Source organism: Streptomyces sp. NPDC107550 (assembly GCF_055639095.1).
In genome coordinates, this window is the sequence record NZ_JBVKBC010000014.1 from 47,894 (window position 1) to 73,201 (window position 25,308).

General features: G+C 71.9%; 22 protein-coding genes and 1 pseudogene. 11 read left to right on the forward strand and 12 right to left on the reverse strand.

Going from position 1 to position 25,308, the window contains the following annotated elements:
- Positions 1–73: 73 nt before the first annotated feature.
- Positions 74–1,225: an NADH-quinone oxidoreductase subunit D gene (locus ACZ7LY_RS19930; protein WP_471625958.1), complete on the reverse strand. Its 1,152-nt coding sequence runs from the start codon at positions 1,223–1,225 to the stop codon at positions 74–76.
- Between the two features lie 31 nt (positions 1,226–1,256).
- Here ACZ7LY_RS19930 and ACZ7LY_RS19935 point away from each other — a divergent pair, with 31 nt between their 5' ends.
- Entirely contained in the window at positions 1,257–1,799 is a 543-nt protein-coding gene (locus ACZ7LY_RS19935) for a PH domain-containing protein (protein WP_471625959.1), read from the forward strand.
- Between the two features lie 146 nt (positions 1,800–1,945).
- The gene (locus ACZ7LY_RS19940; RefSeq protein WP_471625960.1) at positions 1,946–3,271 is read left to right on the forward strand and encodes a PH domain-containing protein; all 1,326 of its coding nucleotides are present in this window, start codon (positions 1,946–1,948) and stop codon (positions 3,269–3,271) included.
- A 210-nt stretch (positions 3,272–3,481) separates the two neighbouring features.
- Here ACZ7LY_RS19940 and ACZ7LY_RS19945 read toward each other — a convergent pair whose 3' ends face one another.
- From ACZ7LY_RS19945 to ACZ7LY_RS19960, 4 genes are all read right to left on the reverse strand, one after another.
- Positions 3,482–4,543 (reverse strand): hypothetical protein, encoded by a 1,062-nt coding sequence (locus tag ACZ7LY_RS19945; RefSeq protein ID WP_471625961.1) that lies wholly within the window; start codon positions 4,541–4,543, stop codon positions 3,482–3,484.
- A gap of 168 nt (positions 4,544–4,711) precedes the next feature.
- Positions 4,712–5,677: an ABC transporter substrate-binding protein gene (locus ACZ7LY_RS19950; RefSeq protein WP_471625962.1), complete on the reverse strand. Its 966-nt coding sequence runs from the start codon at positions 5,675–5,677 to the stop codon at positions 4,712–4,714.
- A 61-nt stretch (positions 5,678–5,738) separates the two neighbouring features.
- Positions 5,739–6,407: an ABC transporter permease gene (locus ACZ7LY_RS19955; RefSeq protein ID WP_471625963.1), complete on the reverse strand. Its 669-nt coding sequence runs from the start codon at positions 6,405–6,407 to the stop codon at positions 5,739–5,741.
- Positions 6,404–7,180: an ABC transporter permease gene (locus ACZ7LY_RS19960; protein ID WP_471625964.1), complete on the reverse strand. Its 777-nt coding sequence runs from the start codon at positions 7,178–7,180 to the stop codon at positions 6,404–6,406. The genes ACZ7LY_RS19955 and ACZ7LY_RS19960 overlap by 4 nt, the downstream gene beginning before the upstream one ends.
- 218 nt (positions 7,181–7,398) lie before the next feature.
- On the opposite strand from ACZ7LY_RS19960, the gene ACZ7LY_RS19965 reads away from it, so the two are divergent.
- On the forward strand, positions 7,399–8,553 hold the full coding sequence (locus ACZ7LY_RS19965; RefSeq protein WP_471625965.1) for an ABC transporter ATP-binding protein: 1,155 nt from the start codon (positions 7,399–7,401) through the stop codon (positions 8,551–8,553).
- A 37-nt stretch (positions 8,554–8,590) separates the two neighbouring features.
- Here ACZ7LY_RS19965 and ACZ7LY_RS19970 read toward each other — a convergent pair whose 3' ends face one another.
- Positions 8,591–9,694 carry an alpha/beta hydrolase gene (locus ACZ7LY_RS19970; RefSeq protein ID WP_471625966.1) on the reverse strand — a complete coding sequence of 368 codons (1,104 nt, stop codon included), beginning with the start codon at positions 9,692–9,694 and terminating at the stop codon, positions 8,591–8,593.
- A gap of 244 nt (positions 9,695–9,938) precedes the next feature.
- Between ACZ7LY_RS19970 and ACZ7LY_RS19975 the strand changes: the two genes are divergently transcribed.
- From ACZ7LY_RS19975 to ACZ7LY_RS20000, 6 genes and pseudogenes are all read left to right on the forward strand, one after another.
- Complete coding sequence (locus ACZ7LY_RS19975; RefSeq protein ID WP_471625967.1) at positions 9,939–11,714, forward strand: phosphatidylglycerol lysyltransferase domain-containing protein; 1,776 nt, start codon at positions 9,939–9,941, stop codon at positions 11,712–11,714.
- Between the two features lie 135 nt (positions 11,715–11,849).
- Positions 11,850–12,713, forward strand: a complete 864-nt coding sequence (folP, locus tag ACZ7LY_RS19980) for a dihydropteroate synthase (protein WP_471625968.1) — start codon at positions 11,850–11,852, stop codon at positions 12,711–12,713.
- Positions 12,710–13,198, forward strand: a pseudogene (locus ACZ7LY_RS19985) (nuclear transport factor 2 family protein); the annotation flags it as partial. The gene folP and the pseudogene ACZ7LY_RS19985, both read left to right, overlap by 4 nt.
- A gap of 551 nt (positions 13,199–13,749) precedes the next feature.
- Positions 13,750–14,109 carry a dihydroneopterin aldolase gene (gene folB, locus ACZ7LY_RS19990; RefSeq protein WP_471625969.1) on the forward strand — a complete coding sequence of 120 codons (360 nt, stop codon included), beginning with the start codon at positions 13,750–13,752 and terminating at the stop codon, positions 14,107–14,109.
- On the forward strand, positions 14,106–14,705 hold the full coding sequence (folK, locus tag ACZ7LY_RS19995) for a 2-amino-4-hydroxy-6-hydroxymethyldihydropteridine diphosphokinase (RefSeq protein ID WP_471625970.1): 600 nt from the start codon (positions 14,106–14,108) through the stop codon (positions 14,703–14,705). Before folB ends, folK begins: the two co-directional genes overlap by 4 nt.
- A 68-nt stretch (positions 14,706–14,773) precedes the next feature.
- Entirely contained in the window at positions 14,774–15,256 is a 483-nt protein-coding gene (locus ACZ7LY_RS20000) for a DUF3180 domain-containing protein (RefSeq protein WP_471625971.1), read from the forward strand.
- A 49-nt stretch (positions 15,257–15,305) separates the two neighbouring features.
- Here the strand turns inward: ACZ7LY_RS20000 and folE are convergent, their stop codons facing one another.
- From folE to dacB, 6 genes are all read right to left on the reverse strand, one after another.
- On the reverse strand, positions 15,306–15,911 hold the full coding sequence (gene folE, locus ACZ7LY_RS20005; protein WP_471625972.1) for a GTP cyclohydrolase I FolE: 606 nt from the start codon (positions 15,909–15,911) through the stop codon (positions 15,306–15,308).
- Between the two features lie 106 nt (positions 15,912–16,017).
- Positions 16,018–18,033, reverse strand: a complete 2,016-nt coding sequence (ftsH, locus tag ACZ7LY_RS20010) for an ATP-dependent zinc metalloprotease FtsH (RefSeq protein ID WP_471626056.1) — start codon at positions 18,031–18,033, stop codon at positions 16,018–16,020.
- A gap of 195 nt (positions 18,034–18,228) precedes the next feature.
- Entirely contained in the window at positions 18,229–18,789 is a 561-nt protein-coding gene (gene hpt / locus ACZ7LY_RS20015) for a hypoxanthine phosphoribosyltransferase (RefSeq protein ID WP_188341485.1), read from the reverse strand.
- A 44-nt stretch (positions 18,790–18,833) separates the two neighbouring features.
- The gene (tilS, locus tag ACZ7LY_RS20020) at positions 18,834–19,841 is read right to left on the reverse strand and encodes a tRNA lysidine(34) synthetase TilS (protein ID WP_471625973.1); all 1,008 of its coding nucleotides are present in this window, start codon (positions 19,839–19,841) and stop codon (positions 18,834–18,836) included.
- 209 nt (positions 19,842–20,050) lie between these two features.
- Entirely contained in the window at positions 20,051–21,166 is a 1,116-nt protein-coding gene (locus ACZ7LY_RS20025) for a zinc-dependent metalloprotease (protein ID WP_471626057.1), read from the reverse strand.
- A 148-nt stretch (positions 21,167–21,314) separates the two neighbouring features.
- The gene (gene dacB, locus ACZ7LY_RS20030; protein WP_471625974.1) at positions 21,315–22,802 is read right to left on the reverse strand and encodes a D-alanyl-D-alanine carboxypeptidase/D-alanyl-D-alanine endopeptidase; all 1,488 of its coding nucleotides are present in this window, start codon (positions 22,800–22,802) and stop codon (positions 21,315–21,317) included.
- Positions 22,803–22,887: 85 nt separating this feature from the next.
- Between dacB and ACZ7LY_RS20035 the strand changes: the two genes are divergently transcribed.
- Together ACZ7LY_RS20035 and ACZ7LY_RS20040 are read left to right on the forward strand one after the other, a co-directional pair.
- On the forward strand, positions 22,888–23,379 hold the full coding sequence (locus ACZ7LY_RS20035) for an inorganic diphosphatase (protein ID WP_471625975.1): 492 nt from the start codon (positions 22,888–22,890) through the stop codon (positions 23,377–23,379).
- A gap of 133 nt (positions 23,380–23,512) precedes the next feature.
- Complete coding sequence (locus ACZ7LY_RS20040; RefSeq protein ID WP_471625976.1) at positions 23,513–25,177, forward strand: threonine/serine exporter family protein; 1,665 nt, start codon at positions 23,513–23,515, stop codon at positions 25,175–25,177.
- The last annotated feature ends 131 nt before the right edge of the window (positions 25,178–25,308 follow it).

Here is a 25,308-nt window from a genome sequence, read left to right on the forward strand (position 1 = left end):
CGGCCGTTCGGCATGAGGCGCGGACGTTCCGCATCAAGGCGCCTGTATAGGCGTACAGGCGGCTGTTCTCCGGCTACTTGTCGATGTCTCCGACGACGAAGAACAGCGAGCCGAGGATCGCCACCATGTCCGCGACGAGCGTGCCGGGCAGCAGCTCGGTCAGCGCCTGGATGTTGTTGTACGAGGCGGACCGCAGCTTCAGCCGGTACGGGGTCTTCTCACCCTTGCTGACGAGGTAGTAGCCGTTGATCCCGAGCGGGTTCTCCGTCCACGCGTACGTGTGGCCCTCGGGCGCCTTGAGAACCTTCGGCAGCCGCTGGTTGACCGGGCCGGGCGGCAGCTCCGCGAGCCGGTCCAGGGCGGCGTCCGCGAGCGCGAGGGCGTTGTGCGTCTGCTCCAGCAGGCACTCGAAGCGGGCCAGGCAGTCGCCCTCCTGCCGCGTGACGACCTTCAGGGTGTCCTGGAGTTCGCCGTAGGCGAGGTAGGGCTCGTCGCGGCGCAGGTCGAAGTCGACGCCGGAGGCGCGGGCGATCGGGCCGCTCACCCCGTACGCGTGCGCCGCCTCCGCGGACAGGACACCGACGCCGCGCGTACGGCCGCGGAAGATCTCGTTGCCGAGGACGAGGTCGTCGTAGACGCCCATCCGGGAGCGCACGGAGGCGACCGCCTCACGCGCGCGGGTCGTCCAGCCGAGCGGCAGGTCCTCCTTGAGGCCGCCGACGCGGTTGAACATGTAGTGCATGCGCCCGCCGGAGACCTCCTCCATCACGTTCTGCAGTTCCTCGCGCTCGCGGAACGCGTGGAAGACCGGGGTGATTCCGCCCAGTTCGAGCGGGTACGAACCGAGGAACATCAGGTGGTTCAGCACCCGGTTCAACTCGGCGAGCAGGGTGCGCAGCCACACGGCCCGCTCGGGGACCTCCATGCCCAGCATCCGCTCGACGGCGAGCACGACCCCCAGCTCGTTGGAGAACGCGGACAGCCAGTCGTGGCGGTTGGCGAGCATCACGATCTGCCGGTAGTCCCGCGCCTCGAACAGCTTCTCCGCACCGCGGTGCATATAGCCGATCACCGGCTCCGCGTGCTGGATGCGCTCCCCGTCGAGCACGAGACGCAGGCGCAGCACACCGTGGGTGGAGGGGTGCTGCGGACCGATGTTGAGCACCATGTCGGTGCTCTCCGCGGCACCACCGATGCCGACCGTGGCCTGAGTCGTGGGCGTCATGACCACAGTCTCTCCTACGTAGGGTGGGCGCATGGACGAAGGGGCGAGGGGCACGGCGGGCACCGCGAGCGGCGGGGACGCGGCCGGCGGCACGGCCGCGCGGGCGGACGCCGGACCTGTGTGGAACGGGCTGCCGAGGGGACTGCTGAGACTGCGGCGGCTGCTGCTCGTGCTGTGGCTGGTGCCGCTGACGGTGGTGGTGGCACTGGTGGGCGCGATGATCTTCGGGCCGGGGTTCGCGCTGCTGGGGCTGGTGCCGCTGGGCCTGCTGCTGTGGGGCTGGCCGCTGCTGGGCCGCAACTGGCGTTCGTGGCGCTATGCCGAACGGGCCGACGACCTGCTGATCAGCCGGGGCGTCCTCTGGCACGAGGAGACGATCGTCCCGTACGGGCGCATGCAACTGGTCGAGGTGACCTCGGGCCCGCTGGAGCGCAGGTTCGGCCTGGCCAGCCTGCAACTGCACACCGCTGCCGCAGCGAGCGACGCGACGATCCCGGGGCTGACCCCGGCCGACGCGGAACGGCTGCGCGACCGGCTGACCGAGCTGGGCGAAGCACGATCGGCGGGCCTGTGACGGCCTCCGACGCCCCCGGGGGCATCCCGGGCCGGAGCGCGGCCGAGGGGCGCTCAGAACCCGCCCAGGGCGCCCGCACGGCCCCCTCGGCCTCGGCCCCGACCCCGGCTGCCCCCGGACCAGCTCAGGAGGCGGCGGCCGAGGGCGTGCGGGCTCCGGGCGCGGCATCCGACGGCGTACGGGAGCGGCGGCTGCACCCCGTCACGCCGTTCCGGCGGGCCTGGGCGCCGATAGCGGTGCTGCTCGGCTGGGGCGTGCACAACGCCGACCAGGCGCAGCGCCGGCTGACCGAGCTGAGCACGACGACCCTCGCCCTCGGCATCGGCGTCCTCGTCCCGGCCGCCGCCCTGTACGGCTTCCTCACGTGGTGGTTCACGCACTTCGTCGTGACGGACACCGAACTGCGCATCCGTACAGGACTGTTCTTCCGGCGCACCGCCCACATCCGTCTGGACCGCCTCCAGGCCGTGGACGTCACCCAGCCGCTCCTGGCCCGCCTCGCGGGCGTGGCGAAACTCAAGCTCGACGTCGTCGGCACCGACGACAAGGACGAACTGGCCTTCCTGAGCTACAAGGACGCGCGCGCCCTGCGGGCCGAACTCCTCGCGCGCGCGGCCGGGTTCGCGCCGGGCTCCGCGCGCGAGGTGGGCGAGGCGCCGGCCCGCCCGATCCTGCACACGTCCCCGGGCATGCTGGCGACCTCGGTGCTGCTCACGGGCGTGCCCTGGGTGATGCTCCTCGCGGCATGCGTCGTACCGCCGCTGCTGTGGCTGGCCACCCACAGCCTGTGGACAGTGATCGCGGTGGCTGTGCCGCTGATCGGCGGCGCGTTCACGCACAGCGGCGGCCGGTTCGTCTCGGAGTACGACTGGACGGTCGGGGAGTCGCCCGACGGGCTGCGCATCGACCACGGGCTGCTCGACCGCGCGCACGAGACGGTGCCGCCGGGGCGCGTGCAGAACGTGCTGCTGGTCCAGCCGCTGCTCTGGCGCCGCCTGGACTGGGTCCGCGTCGAACTGCACGTGGCGGGCTCCTCCAACACGGTCCTCGTGCCCGTCGCCACGCGCGCGGACGCCGAGGACGTGGTCGCCCGCGTCCTGCCGGGCGTCGCGGTCCCCAAGCACGGCGACTTCACGCCGTCCCCACGCCGCGCCCGCTGGTGCGTGCCGCTGTGGTGGCGCGCGTACGGGGTGGCCGGCACCGAGACCGTGTTCGCGGCCCGGCAGGGGCTGCTCTGCCGCCGCCTGTCCCTGGTCCCGCACGCCAAGGTGCAGTCCGTACGGGTCACGCAGGGCCCCTGGGAGCGGTACTGGCGGCTCGCCACGCTGCACCTGGACACCGGGGCCAACACCACGGTCCCGGCGCCCGTGCGAGACGCCCAGGAGGCGCGGGAGCTGCTGCTCGCCCAGGCCGACCGCTCCCGCACGGGGCGCCGTGCGGCGGGCCCGGACCGCTGGATGACGTCGCCGTAGAGCGCCTGCCGACTGCTGCCGGTCGCTTGGCGCTTGGCGCACGCACGAGGGAGGGCACCCCGGATCATGGTCCGGGGTGCCCTCCCTCGTGTCTGCTCGTGCCGATGTACGCGTGTCTGCTCGTGCCGCTGTACGGCTCGGCCCCTTTTGCGCGTGGCCGGGCGGGCGCGGGGCTACGCGCGCGTGGGCGACGTGCCGCTCACGCGCGGGTCACGCCTGGAGGGCCGAACGGAGTTCGCCCATGTCGAGCTGCTCGGTCTCGTCGTGCGCGGTCAGATCGATGACCTCGGCCTGACCGGCGGCCTCCGCGCCCTCGCCGCTCCCGGCACCCTCGACGGCCTCGGCGCTGTCGGCCGTCTCCGCGCTGTCGTGCTCGGCCGCGCTCCGGTCCTGGCCCGCCGGACTCTCCACGGCGTCCGGGGTCGTACGGCCGTCGTCCGCGGAACCGATCCGGCGCGCCGAGTCGGCCAGCGCCTCCGGGCCCACGACATCGGCCAGATCCTCGTCGGGCCCCACGGCGGAGCCCTTCGTGCCAAAGAAGTCGAACGCCCCCTGCGGCACCTTGCGTACCGGCGCGGCGGGCATCACCGCCGCGGCGGCCGGCACGGTGAAGTGGCCGGGCGCCGCCTGCGACTTCCCCCGCGCATCGCCCTCCGGGGCGACGGGGGCGGGGGCGGACGGCGTCGTGCGCGCGGGCGCCGGAGCCGGGGTGCGGCCGAGGCGGTCCAGCGCCACGTGGGCCCGCAGATACAGCGACGGCGTGAGCGCACCGCCGGGCGCGCCCGTGCCCGCCGCCGTCAGCGCGCGCGCCGGGGCGGTGGCCTCGATGGCGAGCCGGCGGCGGCCCTCCAGGGCGCTGGCCCGCTCGGTCTCCGCGTTGGCGTACCGCCGCAGCAGCGCCGCGTGCTCATTGCGCAGGCCTGCCAGCTCCGCGCGCTTCGCGCGGAGTTTGGCCTCCAAGCGGGCGCGCAGCTCGCGGGACTCCTCCAGGTCGCCCTCCAGCTCGGCCACGGCCTCCTCGTGGCGCCAGCGCTCACTCGCGGCGCCCCGGGTCAGCTCGGCGACCTGCTTGCCCGCGAGCCGGTCCCAGCGGCGCATGACGATCGCGCCGACCACCGCTGCGGCCGCGGCGGCGGCGGTGACGCCGCGCAGCACGAGCGGGTCGTCGGACAGCCAGACGCCGCCGGCGCACAGAAGGGGAACACCGGCGATCACCGAGGGGGGCAGCAGGCGGTGCAGGGGTGGGGAATGGCGGTGACGTCCACGTGGCATGGCCAGAAACTTACCGCGCGTAGGCGAATCACGGACCCCCGCCCGGCAATTTTCGGGCACAGTCGTCACAGAAACCGCCTAACTCCCCGCAGAAGGCGGCCACTTACCGCGCATTGCCCGCGCCCCTCCCGTCACCGCCGGGCTCCGGGAGGGAACACCCTTTCAAGATCATTTACCGATGAGGCCCTTGGACTCCAGGTACTCCTTGGCCACGTCCGTCTCCTTCTGGCGCTCGGCGTCGACCTTGCGGTTCAACTCGACGAGATCGTCCGTCGTGAGCGTCTTCGTAAGCTTCCCGAGGGCGTCGGTAATGCCCTTCTCGCCGGCGTCCTTGGCATTCACAACCGGAATGATGTTGTCCGCGTTCTGGAGCTTCTTGTCGTCCTCCAGAAGCACGAGCCCGAAGTTCTTCAGCGTGGCGTCGGTCGTCGTGGTCAGCACCAACTGGTCCGTGCCGTTCTTCACGGCCTGCTTGGACTGCGTGGTGCCGACGCCCTTCGGGTCGATCCCGCTCACGTCGATGCCGTACGTCTTCTTCAGACCGGGCGCGCAGAACGGCCGCTGCTCGCATTCGTCACCGGCCGCGATCTTGACCTTCTGGCCCGACTTGCCGAGATCGGAAAGCGTCTTGAGGTGGTGCTCCTTGGCAAAGGACTCGCTCACCGCGAACGCGTTCTGGTCGACCGCCTCTCCGGCGTCCAGAACCTTCAGCCCCTCGGGCTCCGCGAGCTTGCGCAGGGCGCTCACCGTGGCGCCGACATCGCTGGAGGCGACCGGCTTGGCGTCCTTGCCGTTCTTCTTCAGGTTGAGGAATTCGGTGAGCGTGGCCGCGTATTCGGGCACGACGTCGATCGCGCCCTTGGCGAGCTGCGGCTCGTAGATCTCACGGTTGGCGACGGTCTTCACGGACGCGTCATAGCCCGCGTCGTCCAATATCTGCCGGTACAGCTCGCCCAGCACCTTCGCCTCGGTGAAACTCGCGGCGCCGATGACGACCTTCCCCTTTCCGCCGCCGCCCGAGCCCGAGCCGCCGTCCTTGGACTCCAGGGAGTCGCCGCCGCACGCGGTCGCGCTCGCCGTCAGTGCCGCCACCGCCACGGCCGCCAGGGCCATCCGACGCGTCCTGCTGTTCATCGCTCTCCTCGTTGCGCTGGTGCGCTGATCGCCCTGCTGTGACCGAACCGGAAAAATCGCCTCACGCCCGCCCCCGCATGGGGTCGAACACCCGACCCACCACCACGAACACGCCCTCCACGACCAGCGCGAGCGCGGCCACGAGCACGGCGCCCGCCACCACCTGCGAGGTGTCCTGGAGGTTGAACCCGGCGGTGATGAGCCGCCCGAGCCCGCCCTCGCCGGCCATCGCCGCCAGCGTCGCCGTCGCTATCACCTGCACCGCCGCCGACCGCAGCCCGGCCATCACCAGCGGGTACGCCAGCGGCAGTTCGACCCGGGCGAAGACCTGCCGCCCGCTCATCCCCATGCCCCGGGCGGCCTCCACCACCGAGCGGTCGACCTCGCGCATGCCCACGTACGTGTTCGTCAGGAGCGGCGGGACCGCGAACAGCACCAGCGCGATCAGCGTCGGCAGATCGCCCTGCCGCCCGAGCGGGGTGAGCGAGAGCAGCACCAGGACGGCCAGCGTGGGCACCGCGCGCCCGACGTTCGACACGTTGACCGCGAGGGCGCCGCCCTTGCCGATGTGCCCGAGCCACAGGGCGAGCGGCAGCGCGATCAGACAGGCGACCGCCAGCGCGACCCCGCTGAAGTACAGGTGCTCGGACAGGCGGTGCCACACCCCCTTGTCGCCCTGCCAGTTGGCCCCCGTGGTCAGCCAGTCGTAGGCGCCCGATATCGCGTTCATGCCACCTTCTCCGGCTCCTGCGCCTCCTGCGGACCGCGCGCCCGCTCAGGCCCGCCCGCGCCCCCGCGCCGCCCGCGTATTCGTCTCCCGCGCGCGGGCCGTACGACCGTCGCCCGCGTCCACGGCGTCAACAGCCGCTGCACGCCCAGCAACAGCAGGTCGGCGGCGACGGCGAGCAGCACGCACAGCACCGACGCGGTCAGCACCTGCGCCTTGAACTGGGTGCCGAGCCCGTCCACGATGAGCGTGCCGAGCCCTCCGTAGTCGACGATCGCGCCGACCGTCGTCAGCGCCACCGTGGAGACCGTGGCGATGCGCACGCCCGCCAGGAACGATGGCAGCGCCAGCGGCAGCTCGACCTCCCACAGCAGCCGCAGCGGCCCGTACCCCATGCCGCGCGCGGCCTCTCTGGCCTCCTCCGGCACGGCCCGCAGGCCCGCCAGCGTGTTCCGTACGAGGATCGTCAGCGAGTAGAGGACCAGGCCCGTGATCACCAGCGCGACCGACAGCCCGAACAGGGGCAGCAGCAGCGAGAACATGGCGAGCGACGGAATCGAGTAGAGAACGGTCGTCACGCCGAGGACCGGCGCCGCGAAGGCCCGGCCGCGCCGCGCGAGCAGGGCCAGCGGCAGCGAGATCAGGACACCGATCACCACGGAGGCGACGGTGATCCCGATGTGCTGGAGGGTCGCGTCGACCAGCTCCTGGCTCCGGCTGCGGACGTACTCCCCGCACACCCAGTCGTTGGCCACCAGGCAATTGCGCTCGCTCACCCCGCCCCACCTCCCCCGATTCCCCCGACGTATGCGCGGCGCGCCCGAACGTATGTCAGAGCACCGAACACCCGCAGCCGTATTTCACGACTGCCGACGACCCTAACCGCCGCCACTGACAACGGGCCTGATCCGGCCGCCGCGCGCAACACGGCCTTCACACAACTGCCGTGCCCGGGCATCCCCTTCCCGGCCGCGCCCCGGCAGAATGGGGTCCCATGATCCGGTTCGAGCACGTCAGCAAGCGGTACGAGGACGGCACCACGGCCGTCGACGACCTGTCCTTCGAGGTGCGCGAGGGCGAACTGGTCACGCTCGTCGGCCCGTCGGGCTGCGGCAAGACCACCACGATGAAGATGGTCAACCGGCTCATCGAACCCACCGAGGGCCGCATACTCCTCGACGGCGAGGACATATCCACGATCGACCCCGTGCGGCTGCGCCGGCGCATCGGCTACGTGATCCAGCAGGTGGGCCTGTTCCCGCACAAGACGGTCCTCGACAACACCGCGACCGTGCCGCACCTGCTCGGCGTCAAGCGCGCCGCCGCCCGCGAGCGCGCCGCCGAACTGCTCGACCTGGTCGGCCTCGATCCGAAGGTCTTCGGCGACCGCTACCCCGAGCAGCTCTCCGGCGGGCAGCGCCAGCGCGTGGGCGTCGCCCGCGCCCTCGCCGCCGACCCGCCGGTGCTGCTGATGGACGAGCCGTTCGGCGCCGTCGACCCGGTGGTGCGCGACCACCTCCAGACCGAGTTCCTGCGCCTCCAGCAGACGCTGAACAAGACGGTCCTGTTCGTCACGCACGACATCGAGGAGGCCGTCCGCCTCGGCGACCGCATCGCCGTCTACGGGCAGGGCCGCATCGAGCAGTTCGACACGCCCTCGGCGGTGCTCGGGGCGCCCGCCACCCCGTACGTCGCCGACTTCGTGGGCGCCGACCGGGGCCTGAAGCGGCTGTCGGTGACGCCCATCGAGGAAGGCGACCTGGAGCAGCCGCCCGTCGTCCACCTCGACGACCCGCTCCCCGCCGACCTGGACGCCCGCTGGGCCGTCGTCCTCGACAGCGACAACAACCTGCACGGCTGGCTCTCCGCCGAGCACGCGCGCGTGGGCGAGGGAACCGTACGCGACCACGCGCGCCGCATGGAGGCGTGGCTGCCGGTCGGCGCCTCGCTGAAGCAGGCGTTCGCCACGATGCTCCAGCACGACGCGGGCTGGATCGCCGTCATCGACGAGCGCAGCGAGGGCCGCTTCCTCGGCGTGCTCACCCCGGCCCGGCTGCACGAGGCGCTGCGCCGCTCCACGACCGCCGACGCGCGGGACATCCCGCGCGCGGACGTCGAACTGGAGACGGTGCGGCCGCTCGTGCCGTGAGGCGGCCGCCCGTGCCGTGAGGGCGAGGCGCCTCACCTCACCCGAGGCGTCCGCTCAGCCACTCCAGGGTCGCCGGGATCTCCCTGCGCCACGTGTTGAAGTTGTGGCCGCCGCTGTCGAGGATGATCGACGACACGCGCGTGGGCGGCTTGACCTTGTCGATGAACTTCAAGGTGGCGTCGTAGTTGTGCTCGCCGACCTTGCTGCTCGTCACCAGCAGCGACGTCGCCGGCGGCGCCATGTGCCCGAGCGACCACATCAGGTCGGCGCGCCGCTTGAGGCGCTGGTCGCCGTGGAAGAGGTCGCCGGTGGTCGGGTCGATGGGCGCGTTGTAGTACGGCGACAGGCCCGCGCCCGCTCCGTAGACGTCCGGGTGGTGCATGGCGATCTTCAGGGCGCAGTAGCCGCCTGTGGAGTCGCCGACGATGCCCCACTTGTGGGCGACGCGGTAGCGCGAGGCGATCTCCGAGGGCAGGTCCTTGGCGAAGAACGACTCCGCCTGCGGCCCGCCCGGCACGTCCACGCACTCGGTGTCGCGCGGCGGCGCCACCGTCGGCCGCATCATCACGAGGATCATCGGCCGCATCCGCCCCGCCGCCGACAGCTCGTGCGCGGTCTGCGGGTAGTGCAGGCCCTTGATCAGCGCCTCGGCGGTGCCCGGATAACCGGTCAGCACGACGGACGCGGGGAACGCGGCGTGCGCGTAGGCGGGCTGGAAGTACTCCGGGGGCAGATACACGTACGCCGGTGTGGCGATGCGCGTGGTGCGCCCGACGATGTCGATCTTCTGTATCTGGCCGCCGACCTCGGGGCGGGCACCGCCCGGCACGCCCACCTCCTGGGTGGCGGTCACCTGCACCGGACCGCCGCGCCTGACCATGTCGTGGTTGGTGACCACGCCCTGGCCCTGCTCCTGTCCGAAGAGGTCGGCCCAGGTCGCGTAGAACCCGAACGCCTGGTTGGCGGCGAGCCCGAACGCCGCGAAGATCGCCAGCTGGGTGCCGAGCAGCAGACCCACGCGGCCGGTGACCGACCGCCAGGACCGCCGCGCCAGGCGCGGCCACAGCAACACGGTGCCGACGAACAGCGCCACGGCGAGCAGCACCGCCAGCGCCAGCACCTTGTGACTCGTGAGACCCATACGAGGATTCCTGCCTGCGAGTTGACGGCCGCCCGTCGTACCAGGCGGCGGCTTACCCGGCCTTGCCCCACACTTTGCGGGCCTTTTCCGGCCGGGAGTGAACCCGGTTCGCTCTCCGTCCGTCCTAGAGGACGCAAGTCGCGGGATGCCGGATATGGCGCCGCGTTCACGTTTCTCGCAGAACTACGGGAATGCGATGTTCGTCAGGATAGATGCGGAAAACTCGAAGGGGGTTCCGAGCCGTATGGGACGTTTGATCCGCGGCCCTCGGCCGGAGTCGGTGCCCACCCTGATCGCGAGAGCCTGCGTCCTCGTCGGACTCCTCGACATAGCGGCCGGTGTCTTCCCGCGCTTCCGGCACAGCCGCATGCACACGCTCGCCGAGGTCCTTCCGGGCACGCTCGGGCCCTACGCCGCGGCCCTCGCCCTCAGCAGCGGCGTGCTGCTGCTCCTCCTCGCGCACGGACTGCGCCGCCGCAAGCGGCGCGCCTGGCGGGCCGCCGTGGTGCTGCTGCCGTTCGGCGCCTGCGCCCAGTTCGCCTACCGGCACTCGCTGGCCGGCGTCGTCATCCCGCTCGTCCTGCTCTGGTTCCTCGCCCGCAACCGCGACCAGTTCGCCGCGCTGCCCGACCCGCGCAGCCGCTGGCGCGCCGTCGCCAACTTCGTGCTCATGGGCGCCGGCTCCATCCTGCTCGGCCTCGCCATCGTCAGCGCCCACCCGAACAAGCTGCTGGGCGACCCGAGCCTCGCCGAGCGCCTGGAGCACGTCCTGTACGGCCTGTTCGGCATCGACGGCCCCCTCGACTACGCGGGCGGCACGTCGAACACGGTGGGGTTCTCGCTCGGCGCCCTCGGCATGGTGACCGCGCTCACCACGATCTACCTCGCCTTCCGGCCCGAGCACCCAGCCGCCCGGCTCACCGAGGAGGACGAGGCCAAGCTGCGCGCCCTGCTCGACAAGCACGGCGCCCGCGACTCCCTCGGCCACTTCGCGCTCCGCCGCGACAAGGGCGTCGTCTTCTCCCCCAGCGGCAAGGCCGCCGTCTGCTACCGCGTCGTCTCCGGCGTCATGCTCGCCAGCGGCGACCCCATCGGGGACGTCGAGGCGTGGCCCGGCGCCATCGAGCGGTTCATGGACGAGGCCCGCGCCCACTCCTGGACCCCCGCCGTCATGGGCTGCTCCGAGACCGGCGGCGAGGTCTGGACCCGCGAGACCGGCCTCGACGCGCTCGAACTGGGCGACGAGGCGGTGGTGGACGTCGCGGATTTCTCCCTGACCGGGCGGGCGATGCGCAACGTGCGCCAGATGGTCAAGCGGATCGAGCGCAACGGCTACGAGACGCGGGTACGGCGCGTGCGTGACCTCGCCCCTGCCGAGCTGGACCGGGTCCGCCGCGCCGCCGACGACTGGCGCGGCACCGACACCGAGCGCGGCTTCTCCATGGCGCTGGGCCGCATCGGGGACGCCGCCGACGGCGTCTGTCTGATCGCCACCGCCCACCGCGCCGACGACACCGACGGCCCCTACGGCGACCTCAAGGCCGTCCTGCACTTCGTGCCCTGGGGCACCGACGGCGTCTCGCTCGACCTCATGCGCCGCGACCGCGCCGCCGACCCCGGGATGAACGAACTGCTGATCGTGGCCGCCCTCCAGGCCGCCCCGAAGCTCGGCATCGCGCGCGTGTCGCTCAACTTCGCCATGTTCCGCTCGGCCCTGGCCCGCGGCGAGAAGATCGGCGCCGGGCCCGTCCTGCGCGCCTGGCGCGGCCTGCTCGTGTTCCTCTCCCGCTGGTTCCAGATCGAGTCGCTCTACAAGTTCAACGCCAAGTTCCGCCCCCGCTGGGAGCCCCGCTTCGTCGTCTACGCCTCCACCAAGGACCTCCCCCGCATCGGCTGGGCGGCCATGCAGGCGGAGGGCTTCGTGAACATGCGGCTGCCGCGCCCGCTGCGCCGCCGCGCCCCCGAGCCGCGCCCCTGCGCGCACCACACCACCGCCGAGCACAGCGCGCACGCCGCCTGAGCGGCCAGCGCGGGTGAGGGGCCAGGGCGGGTGAGGGGCCAGGGCGGGTGAGCGGCGTGCGGCCGGCGCCCCCCGGCCCGCGGCCCCTCACCCGCCCGGACGCGGGCATCCCCGTACCCGCTCTAGGCTGGACGCATGAGCACGTCGCAGGTCCGCCGAGGCCACGTAGCCCACCTCCCCGTATGGGACCGCTGCGCGGTCATGGGAGTCGTCAATGTGACCCCCGACTCCTTCTCGGACGGCGGACGCTGGTTCGACACCACCGCCGCGATCAAGCACGGCCTCGACCTCGTCGGGCAGGGCGCCGACCTGGTCGACGTCGGCGGCGAGTCCACCCGCCCCGGCGCCACCCGCGTCGACGAGGCCGAGGAGCTGCGGCGCGTGGTGCCCGTCGTACGGGGCCTGGCCGCCGAGGGCGTCACCGTCTCCGTCGACACCATGCGCGCCCGCGTCGCCGAACAGGCGCTCGCCGCGGGCGCCGCCCTCGTCAACGACGTCAGCGGCGGCCTCGCCGACCCCCGGATGATCCCCGTGGTCGCGGACTCCGGCGCCCCCTTCGTCGTCATGCACTGGCGCGGCTTCCTGGAGGGCGGCAACGTACGCGGCCGCTTCGAGGACGTCGTCGGCGAAGTCGTCAGCGAGCTCCACGCGCGCGTGGAGGCCGTCATCGCGGGCGGTATATCCCCCGACCGCATCGTCGTCGACCCGGGGCTCGGCTTCTCCAAGGAGGCCGAGCACGACCTCGCCCTCATCGCCCACCTCGACCGGCTGCGCGGCCTCGGCCACCCCGTCCTCGTCGCCGCCTCCCGCAAACGCTTCCTCGGCCATGTCCTCGCCGCCGAGCAGGGCGCCCCGCCGCCCGCCCGCGAGCGCGACGCCGCCACCGCCGCCGTCTCCGCCATCGCCGCGCACGCCGGCGCCTGGGCCGTCCGCGTCCACGAAGTGCGCGCCACCGCCGACGCCGTCCGGGTCGCCCGCGCGGTCGAAGGAGCCCAGTGACCAACACCGACACGCAGGCCGTCGACGCGGCGAACCGTTCCTTCTACGACGCGCTGGAGAGCGGCGACTTCGAGGAACTCACCTCCCTGTGGCTGGCCCCCGAGGACGTCTCGTACGCCGAGGACATGGATCCCGACGACGCCGAGGACACCTCGGTGAGCTGCGTCCACCCGGGCTGGCCCGTGCTCACCGGACGCGGCGAGGTGCTGCGCAGCTACGCGCTGATCATGGCGCACACCGAGTACATCCAGTTCTTCCTGACCGACCTGCGGATCAGCGTCGTCGCCGACACCGCCCTCGTGACCTGCACGGAGAACATCCTCAGCGGCGGCCCCGCGCCCGAGGAGGGCGACGAGCTGGGCCCGCTCGTCGGCCAGCGCGTCGTGGCCACCAACGTCTTCCGGCGCACCCGTGACGGCTGGAAGCTCTGGTCCCACCACGCCTCCCCCGTCCTCGCCGAGTCCGAGGACGAGAACGGCCCCGAGGGGCTCGACGACCTCGACGCCATCGAAGCCCTGGACGACCTCGACGGCCTCGCGGGCCTGGACGACATCGACGCCGCCGACATCGAACTCGACGTCGACACCGACCTCCCCGAGAGACCTGGCGGCCCCGGCACCCCCGATGGCCCTGACGGACCCGGCACCCCCGAGGCACCCGGCGGCCCCGGCTCCCCCGGTGACGACGGGCGGCGCGACGGCAACCCGGGCACCGGCGGCTCACCCTCCTGAGTGGCCGGACCCCCCGTACCCGGCCGGAATCCCCGCCCCGGGGTTCGCCCGCCGATCCCCTGGGTAGGGGCGGCTACCAGCCGCGCGACCGTACGGGACCGCCCGCCCCGGACGCCCTCGCGCGGCGCCCGGGACAGCCGCCCGGCCGTTCCCCGACCGGTCCCCGGCCCTGTCCCCGGATGAGAACAGTCATAGCCCCCGCGGGCGAGCGCTGTCAGTGCTCGCAGGTAGATTCGATCGAGGCCGGCACGTCGACCGCACATCGGTGGGACCGGCCTTCACCGACGACTGCAGGAGTGATTCGCGTGGATCGTGTCGCGCTGCGCGGCCTCAAGGCCCGCGGGCACCATGGCGTCTTCGCCAAGGAGCGCGAGGAAGGCCAGACCTTCATCGTGGACCTGGTGCTCGGACTGGACACCCGAGCGGCCGCGGCCGATGACGACCTCACGAAGACCGTGCACTACGGGATCGTGGCGGAGGAGGTCGTGGCCGTCGTCCAGGGCGAGCCCGTCGACCTGATCGAGACGCTCGCCGAGCGCATCGCCCGCACCTGCCTCAAGCACGAGGGTGTCCAGGAGGTCGAGGTCTGCGTCCACAAGCCGGACGCGCCGATCACCGTGCCCTTCGACGACGTGACCGTCACCATCACACGGAGCCGTGTATGAATCAGACCCAGTTCGACCCGACCGTCCAGCCGGTGCCCTCCTCCGTGGTGGAACAGGTCGACGCGGCCGACAGCACCCTGTCCAACCCCAAGCGCGCCGTGCTCTCCCTCGGCTCGAACCTGGGCAACCGCCTGGAGACTTTGCAGGGCGCGGTCGACGCCCTGGAGGACACCCCCGGCGTCCGCGTCAAAGCCGTCTCCCCCGTCTACGAGACCGAGCCGTGGGGCGTCGACCCCGACAGCCAGCCCTCGTACTTCAACGCCGTGGTGGTCCTCAAGACGACCCTGCCGCCCGCCTCCCTGCTGGAGCGCGCGCACGCCGTAGAGGAGGCGTTCCACCGCGTACGGGACGAGCGCTGGGGCCCGCGCACCATCGACGTCGACATCGTCTCGTACGCCGACGTGGTCTCCGACGACCCCGTGCTCACGCTGCCGCACCCGCGCGCCCACGAGCGGGCCTTCGTCCTCGCCCCCTGGCACGACGTGGAGCCCGGGGCGCAGCTTCCCGGCCGCGGTCCCGTCACCGATCTGCTCGCCTCGGTCACCCGGGAGGGCGTCGCCCCGCGCGCCGACCTGGAACTCCGGCTGCCCGAGTAGTCGTTAAGGTCAAGAGCGACCGCTTGGACCGGACAGCCGGCAGGACACCAGAGGGGCGACCGACAGGGATGAAGCAACTGCGCATCAGGACACTGGCCGGCCTCTTCCTGGCCGCCGGTGTGCTGTCCTGGGCCGGCGCCCGGCTGTGGGACTCCCTGGGGTCGCTGCCCCGGGTCCCGCTGGCCGCCCCCATCGTGCTCGCGGTGATCGCCGTCATCCTGCTCGCCACGGCCCTGTCGATCCGCTCCCGGCTCAAGGCCCAGCGCGAGCGCCGCCCCGGCGCCAAGGGCGTCGACCCGATGATGGCGGCCCGCGCCCTCGTCTTCGGCCAGGCGAGCGCGCTGGTCGCGTCCCTCGTCGCCGGCCTGTACGGCGGTACGGGCGTCTTCCTCCTGGAGTTCCTCGACATCCCGGCCCGCCGCGACCAGGCCGTGTACGCGGGCTTCTCGGTCCTCGCCGGCATCGCGGTGACCGCCGCGGCCCTGTTCCTGGAGCGGGTCTGCAAGCTGCCGGACGACGAGGACCCGGAGACCCCGGCCGCGACTGCCTGAGCGGCGGCGGCCGGGGCCTGCCCGGACGGAAGGCCCCCGCGGGTACCGCTCAGCGCCCGATGATCAGGCTCATCGCCTCATTGCGGGTGGCGGGGTCACGGAGCTGACCGCGCACCGCCGACGTGAGCGTCTTCGCGCCGGCCTTGCGCACCCCGCGCATCGACATGCACATGTGCTCGCACTCCACGACGACGATGACACCGCGCGGCTCCAGGATCTCCATCAGGGAGTCCGCGATCTGCGTCGTCAGCCGCTCCTGCACCTGCGGGCGGCGGGCGTAGACGTCGACGAGCCGGGCCAGCTTCGACAGGCCCGTGATCTTCCCGTCGGCGGACGGGATGTACCCGACGTGGGCGACGCCCACGAACGGCACCAGATGGTGTTCACAGGAGCTCTGGACCTCGATGTCCTTCACGAGGACCATCTCGTCGTGCCCGAGGTCGAACGTCGTCGTCAGGACGTCCTCGGCCTTCTGCCACAGCCCCGCGAATATCTCCCTGTACGCCCGGGCCACCCGCGCCGGCGTCTCCCGCAGGCCCTCGCGGTCCGGGTCCTCGCCGACCGCGATGAGCAGCTCTCGTACGGCGTTCTCGGCCCGCTTCTCGTCGAACTCGCCGATCTGGCCCTCGCCGTCGAGCGTCACCGGGTCGGTCATCTGGTGTTCTCCCTCGTTGAACCGGCGCGGCAGCGAAAAGGCCGCGTCCCCCACACCGTAAAGCGTGGGGGACGCGGCCTGCATTCCGGGCCCGGTCAGGGCGGGGTCAGCTCTCGGAACCGTCCTCCTTGGCCATGTCCACAGGGGTGGTGGACTCGATGGCGCTCGCCGATCCGTTCGCCCCGTTGGTCAGGGAGAGCTCCTTGGGGGAGAGCACCGGCGGGCGGGTCGACGGCGTACGGCGGGAGGAGCCGGTCCACGCGGGGCGGGCCGGACGCTTCACGATCGGGGCGAAGATCTCGGCGATCTGCTCCTTGTTCAGCGTCTCCTTCTCCAGCAGCGCGAGGACGAGGTTGTCGAGGACGTCGCGGTTCTCGACGAGGATCTCCCACGCCTCGTTGTGCGCCGTCTCGATGAGCTTCTTGACCTCTTCGTCGACGAGCGCGGCGACCTCTTCCGAGTAGTCGCGCTGGTGCGCCATCTCCCGGCCGAGGAACGGCTCGGTGTTGTCGCCGCCGAACTTGATCGCGCCGAGCCGCTCGGTCATGCCGTACTGCGTGACCATCGCGCGGGCCGTGGCGGTGGCCTTCTCGATGTCGTTGGCCGCGCCGGTGGTCGGGTCGTGGAAGACCAGTTCCTCCGCCGCCCGGCCGCCCAGCATGTACGCGAGCTGGTCCAGCATCTCGTTGCGGGTGGTCGAGTACTTGTCCTCGTCCGGCAGGACCATCGTGTAGCCGAGGGCCCGGCCTCTGGAGAGGATCGTGATCTTGTGGACCGGGTCGGAGTTCGGTGAGGCCGCCGCGACCAGGGCGTGTCCGCCCTCGTGGTACGCGGTGATCTTCTTCTCCTTGTCCGACATGATCCGGGTCCGCTTCTGCGGGCCCGCGACCACACGGTCGATCGCCTCGTCCAGCATCTGGTTGTCGATCAGCTTCTTGTCGCTGCGCGCCGTGAGGAGCGCCGCCTCGTTCAGCACGTTCGACAGGTCCGCGCCGGTGAAGCCGGGGGTGCGGCGGGCGACGGCCGACAGGTCGACGTCCTGGGCGACCGGCTTGCCCTTCTGGTGGACCTTGAGGATCTCCAGACGGCCCTGCATGTCGGGGCGGTCGACGGCGATCTGCCGGTCGAAGCGGCCCGGGCGCAGCAGCGCCGGGTCGAGGATGTCCGGCCGGTTCGTGGCGGCGATCAGGATGACGCCGCCCTTCACGTCGAAGCCGTCCATCTCGACGAGCAGCTGGTTGAGCGTCTGCTCGCGCTCGTCGTGACCGCCGCCGAGGCCGGCGCCGCGGTGGCGGCCGACCGCGTCGATCTCGTCGACGAAGACGATCGCCGGCGCGTTCGCCTTGGCCTGCTCGAACAGGTCGCGGACGCGGGAGGCGCCGACGCCGACGAACATCTCGACGAAGTCGGAACCGGAGATCGAGTAGAACGGGACGCCCGCCTCGCCGGCCACGGCGCGCGCGAGCAGGGTCTTGCCGGTGCCGGGCGGGCCGTACAGCAGCACGCCCTTGGGGATCTTGGCGCCGACGGCCTGGAACTTGGCCGGCTCCTGGAGGAACTCCTTGATCTCGTGGAGTTCCTCGACGGCCTCGTCCGAGCCCGCCACGTCGGCGAACGTCGTCTTCGGGGTGTCCTTGGTGATGAGCTTGGCCTTCGACTTCCCGAAGTTCATGACTCGGGAGCCGCCGCCCTGCATCTGGTTCATCAGGAACAGGAAGACGACGACGATGAGGACGAAGGGCAGCAGCGACAGCAGGATGCCCACGAAGGGGTTCTGCTTCGACGGGGACACGGTGTACCCGTCGGGGATCTGCTTCTGCTCGAACTTGGACTGCAGGCTCTTGGCCACGTCGACGCCCTGGTCGCCGATGTAGCTCGCCTGGATCTTGGTGGAGCCGTCGACCTTCTGGCCGTCCTTCAGCTCGACCTTGATGGTGCTCTCATCGCCGGTGGTGAGCTTGGCCTGCTTCACCTTGTTCTGGTCGATGGCCTGAATGACCTGGCCGGTGTCGACCGTCTTGTAGCCGCCGGACGAACCGACGACCTGCATCAACACGACCACGGCAAGGACGGCCAGCACGATCCACATGACCGGCCCACGGAAGTATCGCTTCACGTCCATCCATACGGAGCGGTGCCGCCCCGTCCCTCCTGCCATAGTGAGTTTGATAAGGCTGATTGAAGCTGTTTGAAGAACTGTTCTTCGGACGGTACCCCAGCATTGTCACCCGAGACCGCAGGGGACGGCCGACAATCTGCCCTTCGCATGCTCCAACGGCGGGAAGCCCGCGAGGGTTCCCGCCGGTGTGACGCTTCCTCAGCCGCCGTACACGTGCGGAGCCAGCGTGCCGACGAACGGCAGGTTCCGGTACTTCTCCGCGTAGTCCAGGCCGTAGCCGACCACGAACTCGTTGGGGATGTCGAAGCCGACCCACTTGACGTCGATGTCGACCTTGGCCGCCTCGGGCTTGCGCAGCAGCGTGCACACCTCAAGGGAGGCGGGCTCGCGCGAGCCGAGGTTGGTGAGCAGCCACGACAGCGTGAGCCCGGAGTCGATGATGTCCTCGACGATCAGGACGTGCTTGCCCTTGATGTCGGTGTCGAGGTCCTTGAGGATCCGCACCACGCCCGAGGACTGGGTGCCGGCCCCGTACGAGGAGACCGCCATCCAGTCCATGGTGACGGGGGTGGACAGGGCGCGAGCCAGGTCCGCCATGACCATCACGGCGCCCTTGAGCACCCCGACGATCAGCAGGTCCTTGCCCGCGTACTCCGCGTCGACCTTCGCGGCCAGCTCGGCCAGCTTCGCGTCGATCTCTTCCTTGGTGATGAGCACCGACTGGAGGTCGGTGCCCATGTCTTTCGCGTCCACCCGCATCACTTTCGGTCGTCCCACCGGCCGCCGCGACGTGAGCCGCGAACTCAGCCTTGCCGGATCACCAGTCTGCCACCCTGCCGCTGGGCGACGACTTTGCCCGGCAGGTTGATCTCCCGCTGGCCCCGCCAGCCCGTGATCAGGCGGTCCACCTCTTCGATGTGGCGGGCGAAGAGGGCGCCGGCGGGAGCGCCCGCCTCGATCGCGGCCCGGCGCAGGACGCGGCGGCGGACGGCGGGCGGCAGCGCGTAGAGCTTGGCGCATTCGAGGAGCCCCGCGGCGTCACGGACCGACTCGGCGGCCTGCTGGGCCCAGCCGTCCAGGGCGTCGGCGTCGTCCCGGGACAGCTGGGCCGTACGGGCGAGGGCTTCGACGACGCCTTTGCCGAGGGCCTTCTCCAGCGCGGGCAGGCCCTCGTGGCGCAGCCGGGAGCGGGTGTAGGCGGGGTCGGTGTTGTGCGGGTCGTCCCAGACGGGCAGGTGCTGGACGAGGCACGCCTTGCGGGCGGTCTGCCGGTCGAGCTGGAGGAAGGGGCGGCGGTAGCGCCCGCCGGTGCCGGAGACGGCGGCCATGCCGGACAGCGAGCGGATGCCGGAGCCGCGGGCGAGGCCGAGCAGGACGGTCTCGGCCTGGTCGTCGCGGGTGTGCCCGAGCAGGACGGCGGCGGCGCCGTGGCGGTCGGCGGCGGCGTCGAGGGCGGCGTAGCGGGCGTCGCGGGCGGCTGCCTCGGGGCCTCCCTCGCGGCCGACCTGGACGGTGGCGGCTTCGGCGGGGGTCAGGCCGAGGGCGGTCAGGCGCAGGACGACGTCCTCGGCGCGGGCGGCGGAGCCGGGCTGCAGGCCGTGGTCGACGGTGACGCCGCCGGCGCGGACGCCGAGGCGGGGGGCTTCGAAGGCGAGGGCGGAGGCGAGGGCCATGGAGTCGGCGCCGCCGGAGCAGGCGACGAGGACCAGGGGCTGGTCGTCCGCGGAGGATCGGGGGTGTGCGTCGAGGAGGTCGTGGAGGACGCGGCGGACCGCCAGGCGTATCGCCGCGACCGCAGGATGGGGACCCATGTCCGGTTCCCTTCATTCCGTTGTCTGGGGGGTGGGCGCTGATCTGGGAGCCGATCGGCACGGCTCAGTCGCTCAACGGTGACCCGGTGACTTCGGTCACGCAGAGTGTGTCGATGGTGACAGAGCCGAGCGGTTCCCTGAGCATTGCACGCCTGCCCCACGGCCCACGGTCCCTCGGATGGGTGATCCTGGGCAATTCCCGGTGTGGCTCAGGAGCCTTCGGGTGCGCCGTCCGTCTTGTTGTGCACCCGCGCGACCCAGTCGGCGGGTTTGGCGATCTCGGCCTTGGTGGGCAGCGTGTTGGGAGAGGTCCACACGCGATTGAAGCCGTCCATGCCGACCTCGTCGACGACGGCCCGCACGAACCGCTCGCCGTCGCGGTACTGGCGCAGCTTGGCGTCGAGGCCGAGCAGTTTGCGCAGGGCCAGGTCGAGCCGGGAGGCGCCCTTCTGCCTGCGCTCCTTGAACTTCTCGCGGATCTCGGCGACGGAGGGCACGACGGCGGGGCCGACGCCGTCCATGACGTAGTCGGCGTGGCCTTCGAGCAGGGACATGACGGCGGTGAGACGGGCGAGGATCTCGCGCTGCGCGGGCGACTGGACGATCTCGACGAGGGAGCGCCCGCCGTCCTCCTCCTCGCCCTCGGGCCGGCCGCCGGCGAGCGACTGGGCGGCGTCGCGGACGCGCTCCAGGAACGTCATGGGGTCGACGTCGGTCTCGGCGAGGAATGTCTGGATCTCGCCCTCCAGGTGGTCGCGCAGCCAGGGCACGGCCGTGAACTGGGTGCGGTGCGTCTCCTCGTGGAGGCAGACCCAGAGCCGGAAGTCGTGCGGGTCCACGTCGAGTTCACGCTCCACGTGGACGATGTTGGGCGCGACGAGCAGGAGCCTGCCGCCGCCGTTCGGCGCGGCGGGCAGGTCGCGGCTCGCGGGGGCGAAGGTCTCGTACTGGCCGAGGACGCGGGAGGACAGGAACGACAGGAGCATGCCGAGTTCGACGCCGGTGACCTTGCCGCCGACCGTGCCGAGCACCGCGGGGCCCGGGCCGGAGCCGCGGCGTTCCTGCATCTTGTCGAGCAGGGGCTTGAGCAGCTCGCGGAAGCCCGCGACGTTGGCCCGCACCCAGCCGGGGCGGTCCACGACGAGGACGGGGGTGTCGTGCGCCGCGTCGCCGCCCATGCGGGTGTAGGCGCGTACGTGCTCCTCGGACGCCTCGGCGTGCCGGCGCAGCTCCGCGACGACGGCGCGGGCCTCGCCGCGGCTCACCTCCGGGCCGGGCCGCGCGAGTCGGGTCGCGGTGGCCACCGCGAGGTTCCAGTCGACCATCCCTGATGAGGCGGCGCCGCCGAAGCTCGTCATGCGTCAACGGTACGGGACCGCTCGCGCCCGCACAGGGGGGCGGACCCTGAAGGAACCCGGAGAAACCGGCCCGCCCGAGCACCCCCGTACGGCCACGCGCGCGTGGGGCGGCGGCTCAGCGGCAGCCGCAGTTGGCGACCGAGGAGGCGAGCCGGTCGAGGACCGTCTGGGCCGACAGGGAGCCGGGGGCGCCCTCGGTCATGAACGCGAAGACCAGGAGCCTGCCGTCGGCGTCGACGACGGTCCCGGCGAGGCTGTTGACCCCGGTCAGGGTGCCGGTCTTGGCGCGGACCAGGCCCGTTCCGGAGGCGTCGGCGGGGTCGGCGTAGCGGCCGGAGAGCGTCCCGGTGAAGCCGGCGACGGGCAGGCCGGTGAGGACGGAGCGCAGCTCGGGGCGGTGCGGGTCGGCGGCGGCGGCCAGCAGGCCCGTGAGCAGGTCGGCGCTGACCTTGTCGGTGCGGTCCAGGCCGCTGCCGTCGGCGAAACGGGTGCCGTCCAGGGGCAGTTTCAGCGTGGCGAGCTGCTTCTCGACGGCCGCGCCGCCGCCCGCGAAGTCGTGGGCGGCGCCGGTGACCAGCGCGGTCTGGCGGGCGAGCGCCTCGGCGATGTCGTTGTCGCTGTGCGTCAGCATCCGCTCGACGAGCGCGGACAGCGGCGGCGAGGTGACCTCGGCGACCTGCTTCGCGCGCGTGGCGGCCCGGTGCGGCCCCGGGGCGCCCTTGGTGGAGACGCCGTGGTCGTGCAGGAACCCGGCGAACTTCGTGGCGGCGACGGCGGCCGGGTCGGTGGAGCGCCCGGCGGGCCCTGACGAGGAGTCGTCGGTGCGGGCCTCGTCCGCCATGAGGGCGGTGACCTGCGCGAGGTTCTCGTTGGGGCCGATGGGGTGGGTGGTGGGCCCGGTGTACAGCGAGGTGTCGTAGGTCAGGCGGACCTCGCGGGTGCCGGACTTCTTGAGCGCGGCGGCCGTGTCGGCGGCGAGGTCGCGCAGGCTGGCGGCGTCGTACGGGTTGTCGGCGCGGGCGGTGAGGGTGGGGTCGCCGCCGCCGACGAGGACGAGGTTCCCGTCGGGCTCCAGGACCGTACGGGTGGCGATGCGGTGGTCGGGGCCCGCCGCGGAGAGCGCGGCGACGGCCGTGGCGAGCTTCGTGGTGGACGCCGGCGTGAGCGCCTCGCCCGCGTCCTTGCCGTACAGGCGCTTGCCGGTGACGACGTCGACGACGGCGGCGGCCCGGCGCGCGCCGAGCGCCGGGTCCTTCAGGAGCGGGTCCAGTACGTCGGCGAGGCCGCCCCGCGTCGGCCGGGGCGGCGCGGACGCGGGCGCGGCGAGGACCGCGGGGGCGCTGGGGGCCGTCCGCGGGGCGCCCGGGCCCGTACGGCCGTGATCTGCGCCACCTGCGGCCTCCCGGGAGACCGCCCGGTGCGCCTCGGCCGTACGCTGACCCGAAGCGTCCCAGGGACCGGCCGAGGCCACCACGACGGCCGCGAGGGCGACACCAGCCGCCGTCGCGCCCAGAGTGACGTGCTTGGTCCTGGTCTTCACAACGGTCTTGGCAGCGGTCCTCACCGCGTCCGCCAAGCGCTGCGAAGCCTTGGTCTCCGGCACCCGGACCAGCCCCTTTCGCGATCACACACCTGCGTAAGGGACACTTAATCACCAGACGTTTGTGTTGATCATGGAGGAGCCACCGGTGGAGTTCGACGTCACGATCGAGATTCCGAAGGGATCGCGGAACAAGTACGAGGTCGACCACGAGACCGGTCGCATCCGCCTGGACCGTCGACTGTTCACCTCGACCGCCTACCCGACGGACTACGGCTTCGTCGAGAACACCCTCGGCGAGGACGGCGACCCGCTGGACGCCCTGGTCATCCTGGACGAGCCGACGTTCCCCGGCTGCCTCATCAAGTGCCGCGCGATCGGCATGTTCCGGATGACGGACGAGGCCGGCGGCGACGACAAGCTGCTGTGCGTCCCGGCGACGGACCCGCGGATGGAGCACCTGCGCGACATCCACCACGTCTCCGAGTTCGACCGCCTGGAGATCCAGCACTTCTTCGAGGTCTACAAGGACCTGGAGCCCGGCAAGTCCGTCGAGGGCGCCGACTGGGTGGGCCGCACCGAGGCCGAGGCCGAGATCGAGCGTTCCTACAAGCGCTTCCAGGACAACGGCGGCCACTGAGCCCCGCGGGTCCCGCGCGAAGGGGCTGTCCGGCCAGGTGCCGGACAGCCCCTTTGTGTATCCGTGCGCATACTGAGGCGTACGGGAGGTAGTCGGGTACACAGTCGTGCCCGAAAGCGTTGAAGGGCGAGAGGTGACCGAGCGGGAGAGCGAGGCGGCCGAGGACCGCAAGCCGCAGTCCGACGAGGCGCGCAGCGCGTTCACACAGCCCATCGGGGTGGTGTCGCCGCCTCCGGTGGTCGAGGAGGAGTCCTCTACGACGTCGGAGTTCGCGCTCCCGCAGGGGCTGAGCGTGCCCGCGCCGGAGGTCGCGGAGCCGGAGGGGTCCGCGTTCACGCCGCCGAAGACGTACAGCGCCCGGCAGTCGCCGCCGGCGTTCACGCCCGCGCACGGCATCCCGATGATCAAGCTGACCAAGGAAGCGCCTTGGCAGGACCGGATGCGTACGATGCTGCGGCTTCCGGTGGCGGAGCGGCCCGCGCCGGAGAAGGTCCACAAGGAGGACGAGACCGGGCCCGCCGTGCCGCGCGTCCTCGACCTGACGCTGCGTATCGGGGAGCTGCTGCTCGCGGGCGGTGAGGGCGCCGAGGACGTGGAGGCGGCGATGTTCGCCGTGTGCCGCTCCTACGGGCTCGACCGGTGCGAGCCGACGGTGACGTTCACTCTTTTGTCGATCACGTTCCAGCCGTCCCTGGTGGACGATCCGGTGACCGCGTCGCGGACCGTGCGGCGCCGGGGCACCGACTACAACCGGCTCGCGGCCGTGTTCCGGCTCGTCGACGACATCAGCGACGAGGACATCGAGGTCTCCCTCGAAGAGGCGTACCGGCGGCTCGCCGAGATCCGCCGCAACCGGCACCCGTACCCGGGCTGGGCGCTGACCGGGGCGAGCGGGCTGCTGGCCGGTTCCGCGTCCATCCTCGTCGGCGGTGACGCGCTGGTGTTCGTCGCGGCGGCGCTCGGCGCGATGCTCGGCGACCGGCTCGCGTGGCTGTCGGCGGGGCGCGGGTTCCCGGAGTTCTACCAGTTCATGCTGGCCGCGATGCCGCCCGCCGCGATCGGCATCCTGCTCACCCTCGCGCACAACTACGTCGACGTGCGGGCCTCCGCCGTCATCACCGGTGGGCTGTTCGCGCTGCTGCCCGGGCGGGCGCTCGTGGCCGGCGTCCAGGACGGCCTCACCGGCTTCTACATCACCGCCGCGGCGCGCCTGCTCGAAGTCATGTACTTCTTCGTCGGCATCGTCATCGGCGTCCTGATCATGCTCTACGTGGGTGTGCAACTGCATGCTCAGCTCAATCCGGAGGCCGCGCTGAAGGGGCCCGAGCGGCCCTACTGGCAGATCATCGCGTCCATGGCGCTGTCCCTCGCGTTCGCCGTGCTCTTGCAGCAGGAGCGGTCCACGGTGCTCATGGTCACGCTGAACGGGGGTGTCGCCTGGGTCGTGTACGGGGCGATGCACTACGCCGGCGAGATCTCCCCGGTGGCGTCCACGGCTGCGGCGGCGGGGCTCGTCGGGCTGTTCGGCCAGCTCTTCTCGCGGTATCAGTTCGCTTCGGCACTGCCGTACGTCACTGCCGCGATCGGGCCTCTGCTACCGGGTTCGGCGACGTATTTCGGGCTGCTGGCCATCGCGCAGAACGATGTGGACTCCGGGCTCGTGTCCCTGTCCAAGGCGGCGGCGCTCGCCATGGCCATCGCCATCGGGGTGAATCTCGGTGGGGAGATCTCGCGGTTGTTCCTGCGGTCGCCTGGGGCGGCGGGGCGGCGGGCGGCCAAGCGGACCCGGGGCTTCTGACGGAACGCTTCCAGCGGGGGGCGTTTCAATGTGCCCGGGCTGGGAGAGCCTCCCCGCGCCCCTGAGGCGGCGGCCCCTTCGGGTGGGTTCGTCGACCTCGACTCTCGTCGTGGCTGATCGCGCAGTTCCCC

What these genes read in the sequence shown, in the direction of transcription:
- ACZ7LY_RS19930 (WP_471625958.1), bottom strand. Translation starts at nt 1,225, where the DNA reads ATGACGCCCACGACTCAGGCCACGGTCGGCATCGGTGGTGCCGCGGAG.
- ACZ7LY_RS19935 (WP_471625959.1), top strand. Translation starts at nt 1,257, where the DNA reads ATGGACGAAGGGGCGAGGGGCACGGCGGGCACCGCGAGCGGCGGGGAC.
- ACZ7LY_RS19945 (WP_471625961.1), bottom strand. Translation starts at nt 4,543, where the DNA reads ATGCCACGTGGACGTCACCGCCATTCCCCACCCCTGCACCGCCTGCTG.
- ACZ7LY_RS19950 (WP_471625962.1), bottom strand. Translation starts at nt 5,677, where the DNA reads ATGAACAGCAGGACGCGTCGGATGGCCCTGGCGGCCGTGGCGGTGGCG.
- ACZ7LY_RS19955 (WP_471625963.1), bottom strand. Translation starts at nt 6,407, where the DNA reads ATGAACGCGATATCGGGCGCCTACGACTGGCTGACCACGGGGGCCAAC.
- ACZ7LY_RS19965 (WP_471625965.1), top strand. Translation starts at nt 7,399, where the DNA reads ATGATCCGGTTCGAGCACGTCAGCAAGCGGTACGAGGACGGCACCACG.
- ACZ7LY_RS19970 (WP_471625966.1), bottom strand. Translation starts at nt 9,694, where the DNA reads ATGGGTCTCACGAGTCACAAGGTGCTGGCGCTGGCGGTGCTGCTCGCC.
- ACZ7LY_RS19975 (WP_471625967.1), top strand. Translation starts at nt 9,939, where the DNA reads ATGGGACGTTTGATCCGCGGCCCTCGGCCGGAGTCGGTGCCCACCCTG.
- folP (WP_471625968.1), top strand. Translation starts at nt 11,850, where the DNA reads ATGAGCACGTCGCAGGTCCGCCGAGGCCACGTAGCCCACCTCCCCGTA.
- folK (WP_471625970.1), top strand. Translation starts at nt 14,106, where the DNA reads ATGAATCAGACCCAGTTCGACCCGACCGTCCAGCCGGTGCCCTCCTCC.
- ACZ7LY_RS20000 (WP_471625971.1), top strand. Translation starts at nt 14,774, where the DNA reads ATGAAGCAACTGCGCATCAGGACACTGGCCGGCCTCTTCCTGGCCGCC.
- folE (WP_471625972.1), bottom strand. Translation starts at nt 15,911, where the DNA reads ATGACCGACCCGGTGACGCTCGACGGCGAGGGCCAGATCGGCGAGTTC.
- ftsH (WP_471626056.1), bottom strand. Translation starts at nt 18,033, where the DNA reads ATGGACGTGAAGCGATACTTCCGTGGGCCGGTCATGTGGATCGTGCTG.
- hpt (WP_188341485.1), bottom strand. Translation starts at nt 18,789, where the DNA reads ATGCGGGTGGACGCGAAAGACATGGGCACCGACCTCCAGTCGGTGCTC.
- tilS (WP_471625973.1), bottom strand. Translation starts at nt 19,841, where the DNA reads ATGGGTCCCCATCCTGCGGTCGCGGCGATACGCCTGGCGGTCCGCCGC.
- ACZ7LY_RS20025 (WP_471626057.1), bottom strand. Translation starts at nt 21,166, where the DNA reads ATGGTCGACTGGAACCTCGCGGTGGCCACCGCGACCCGACTCGCGCGG.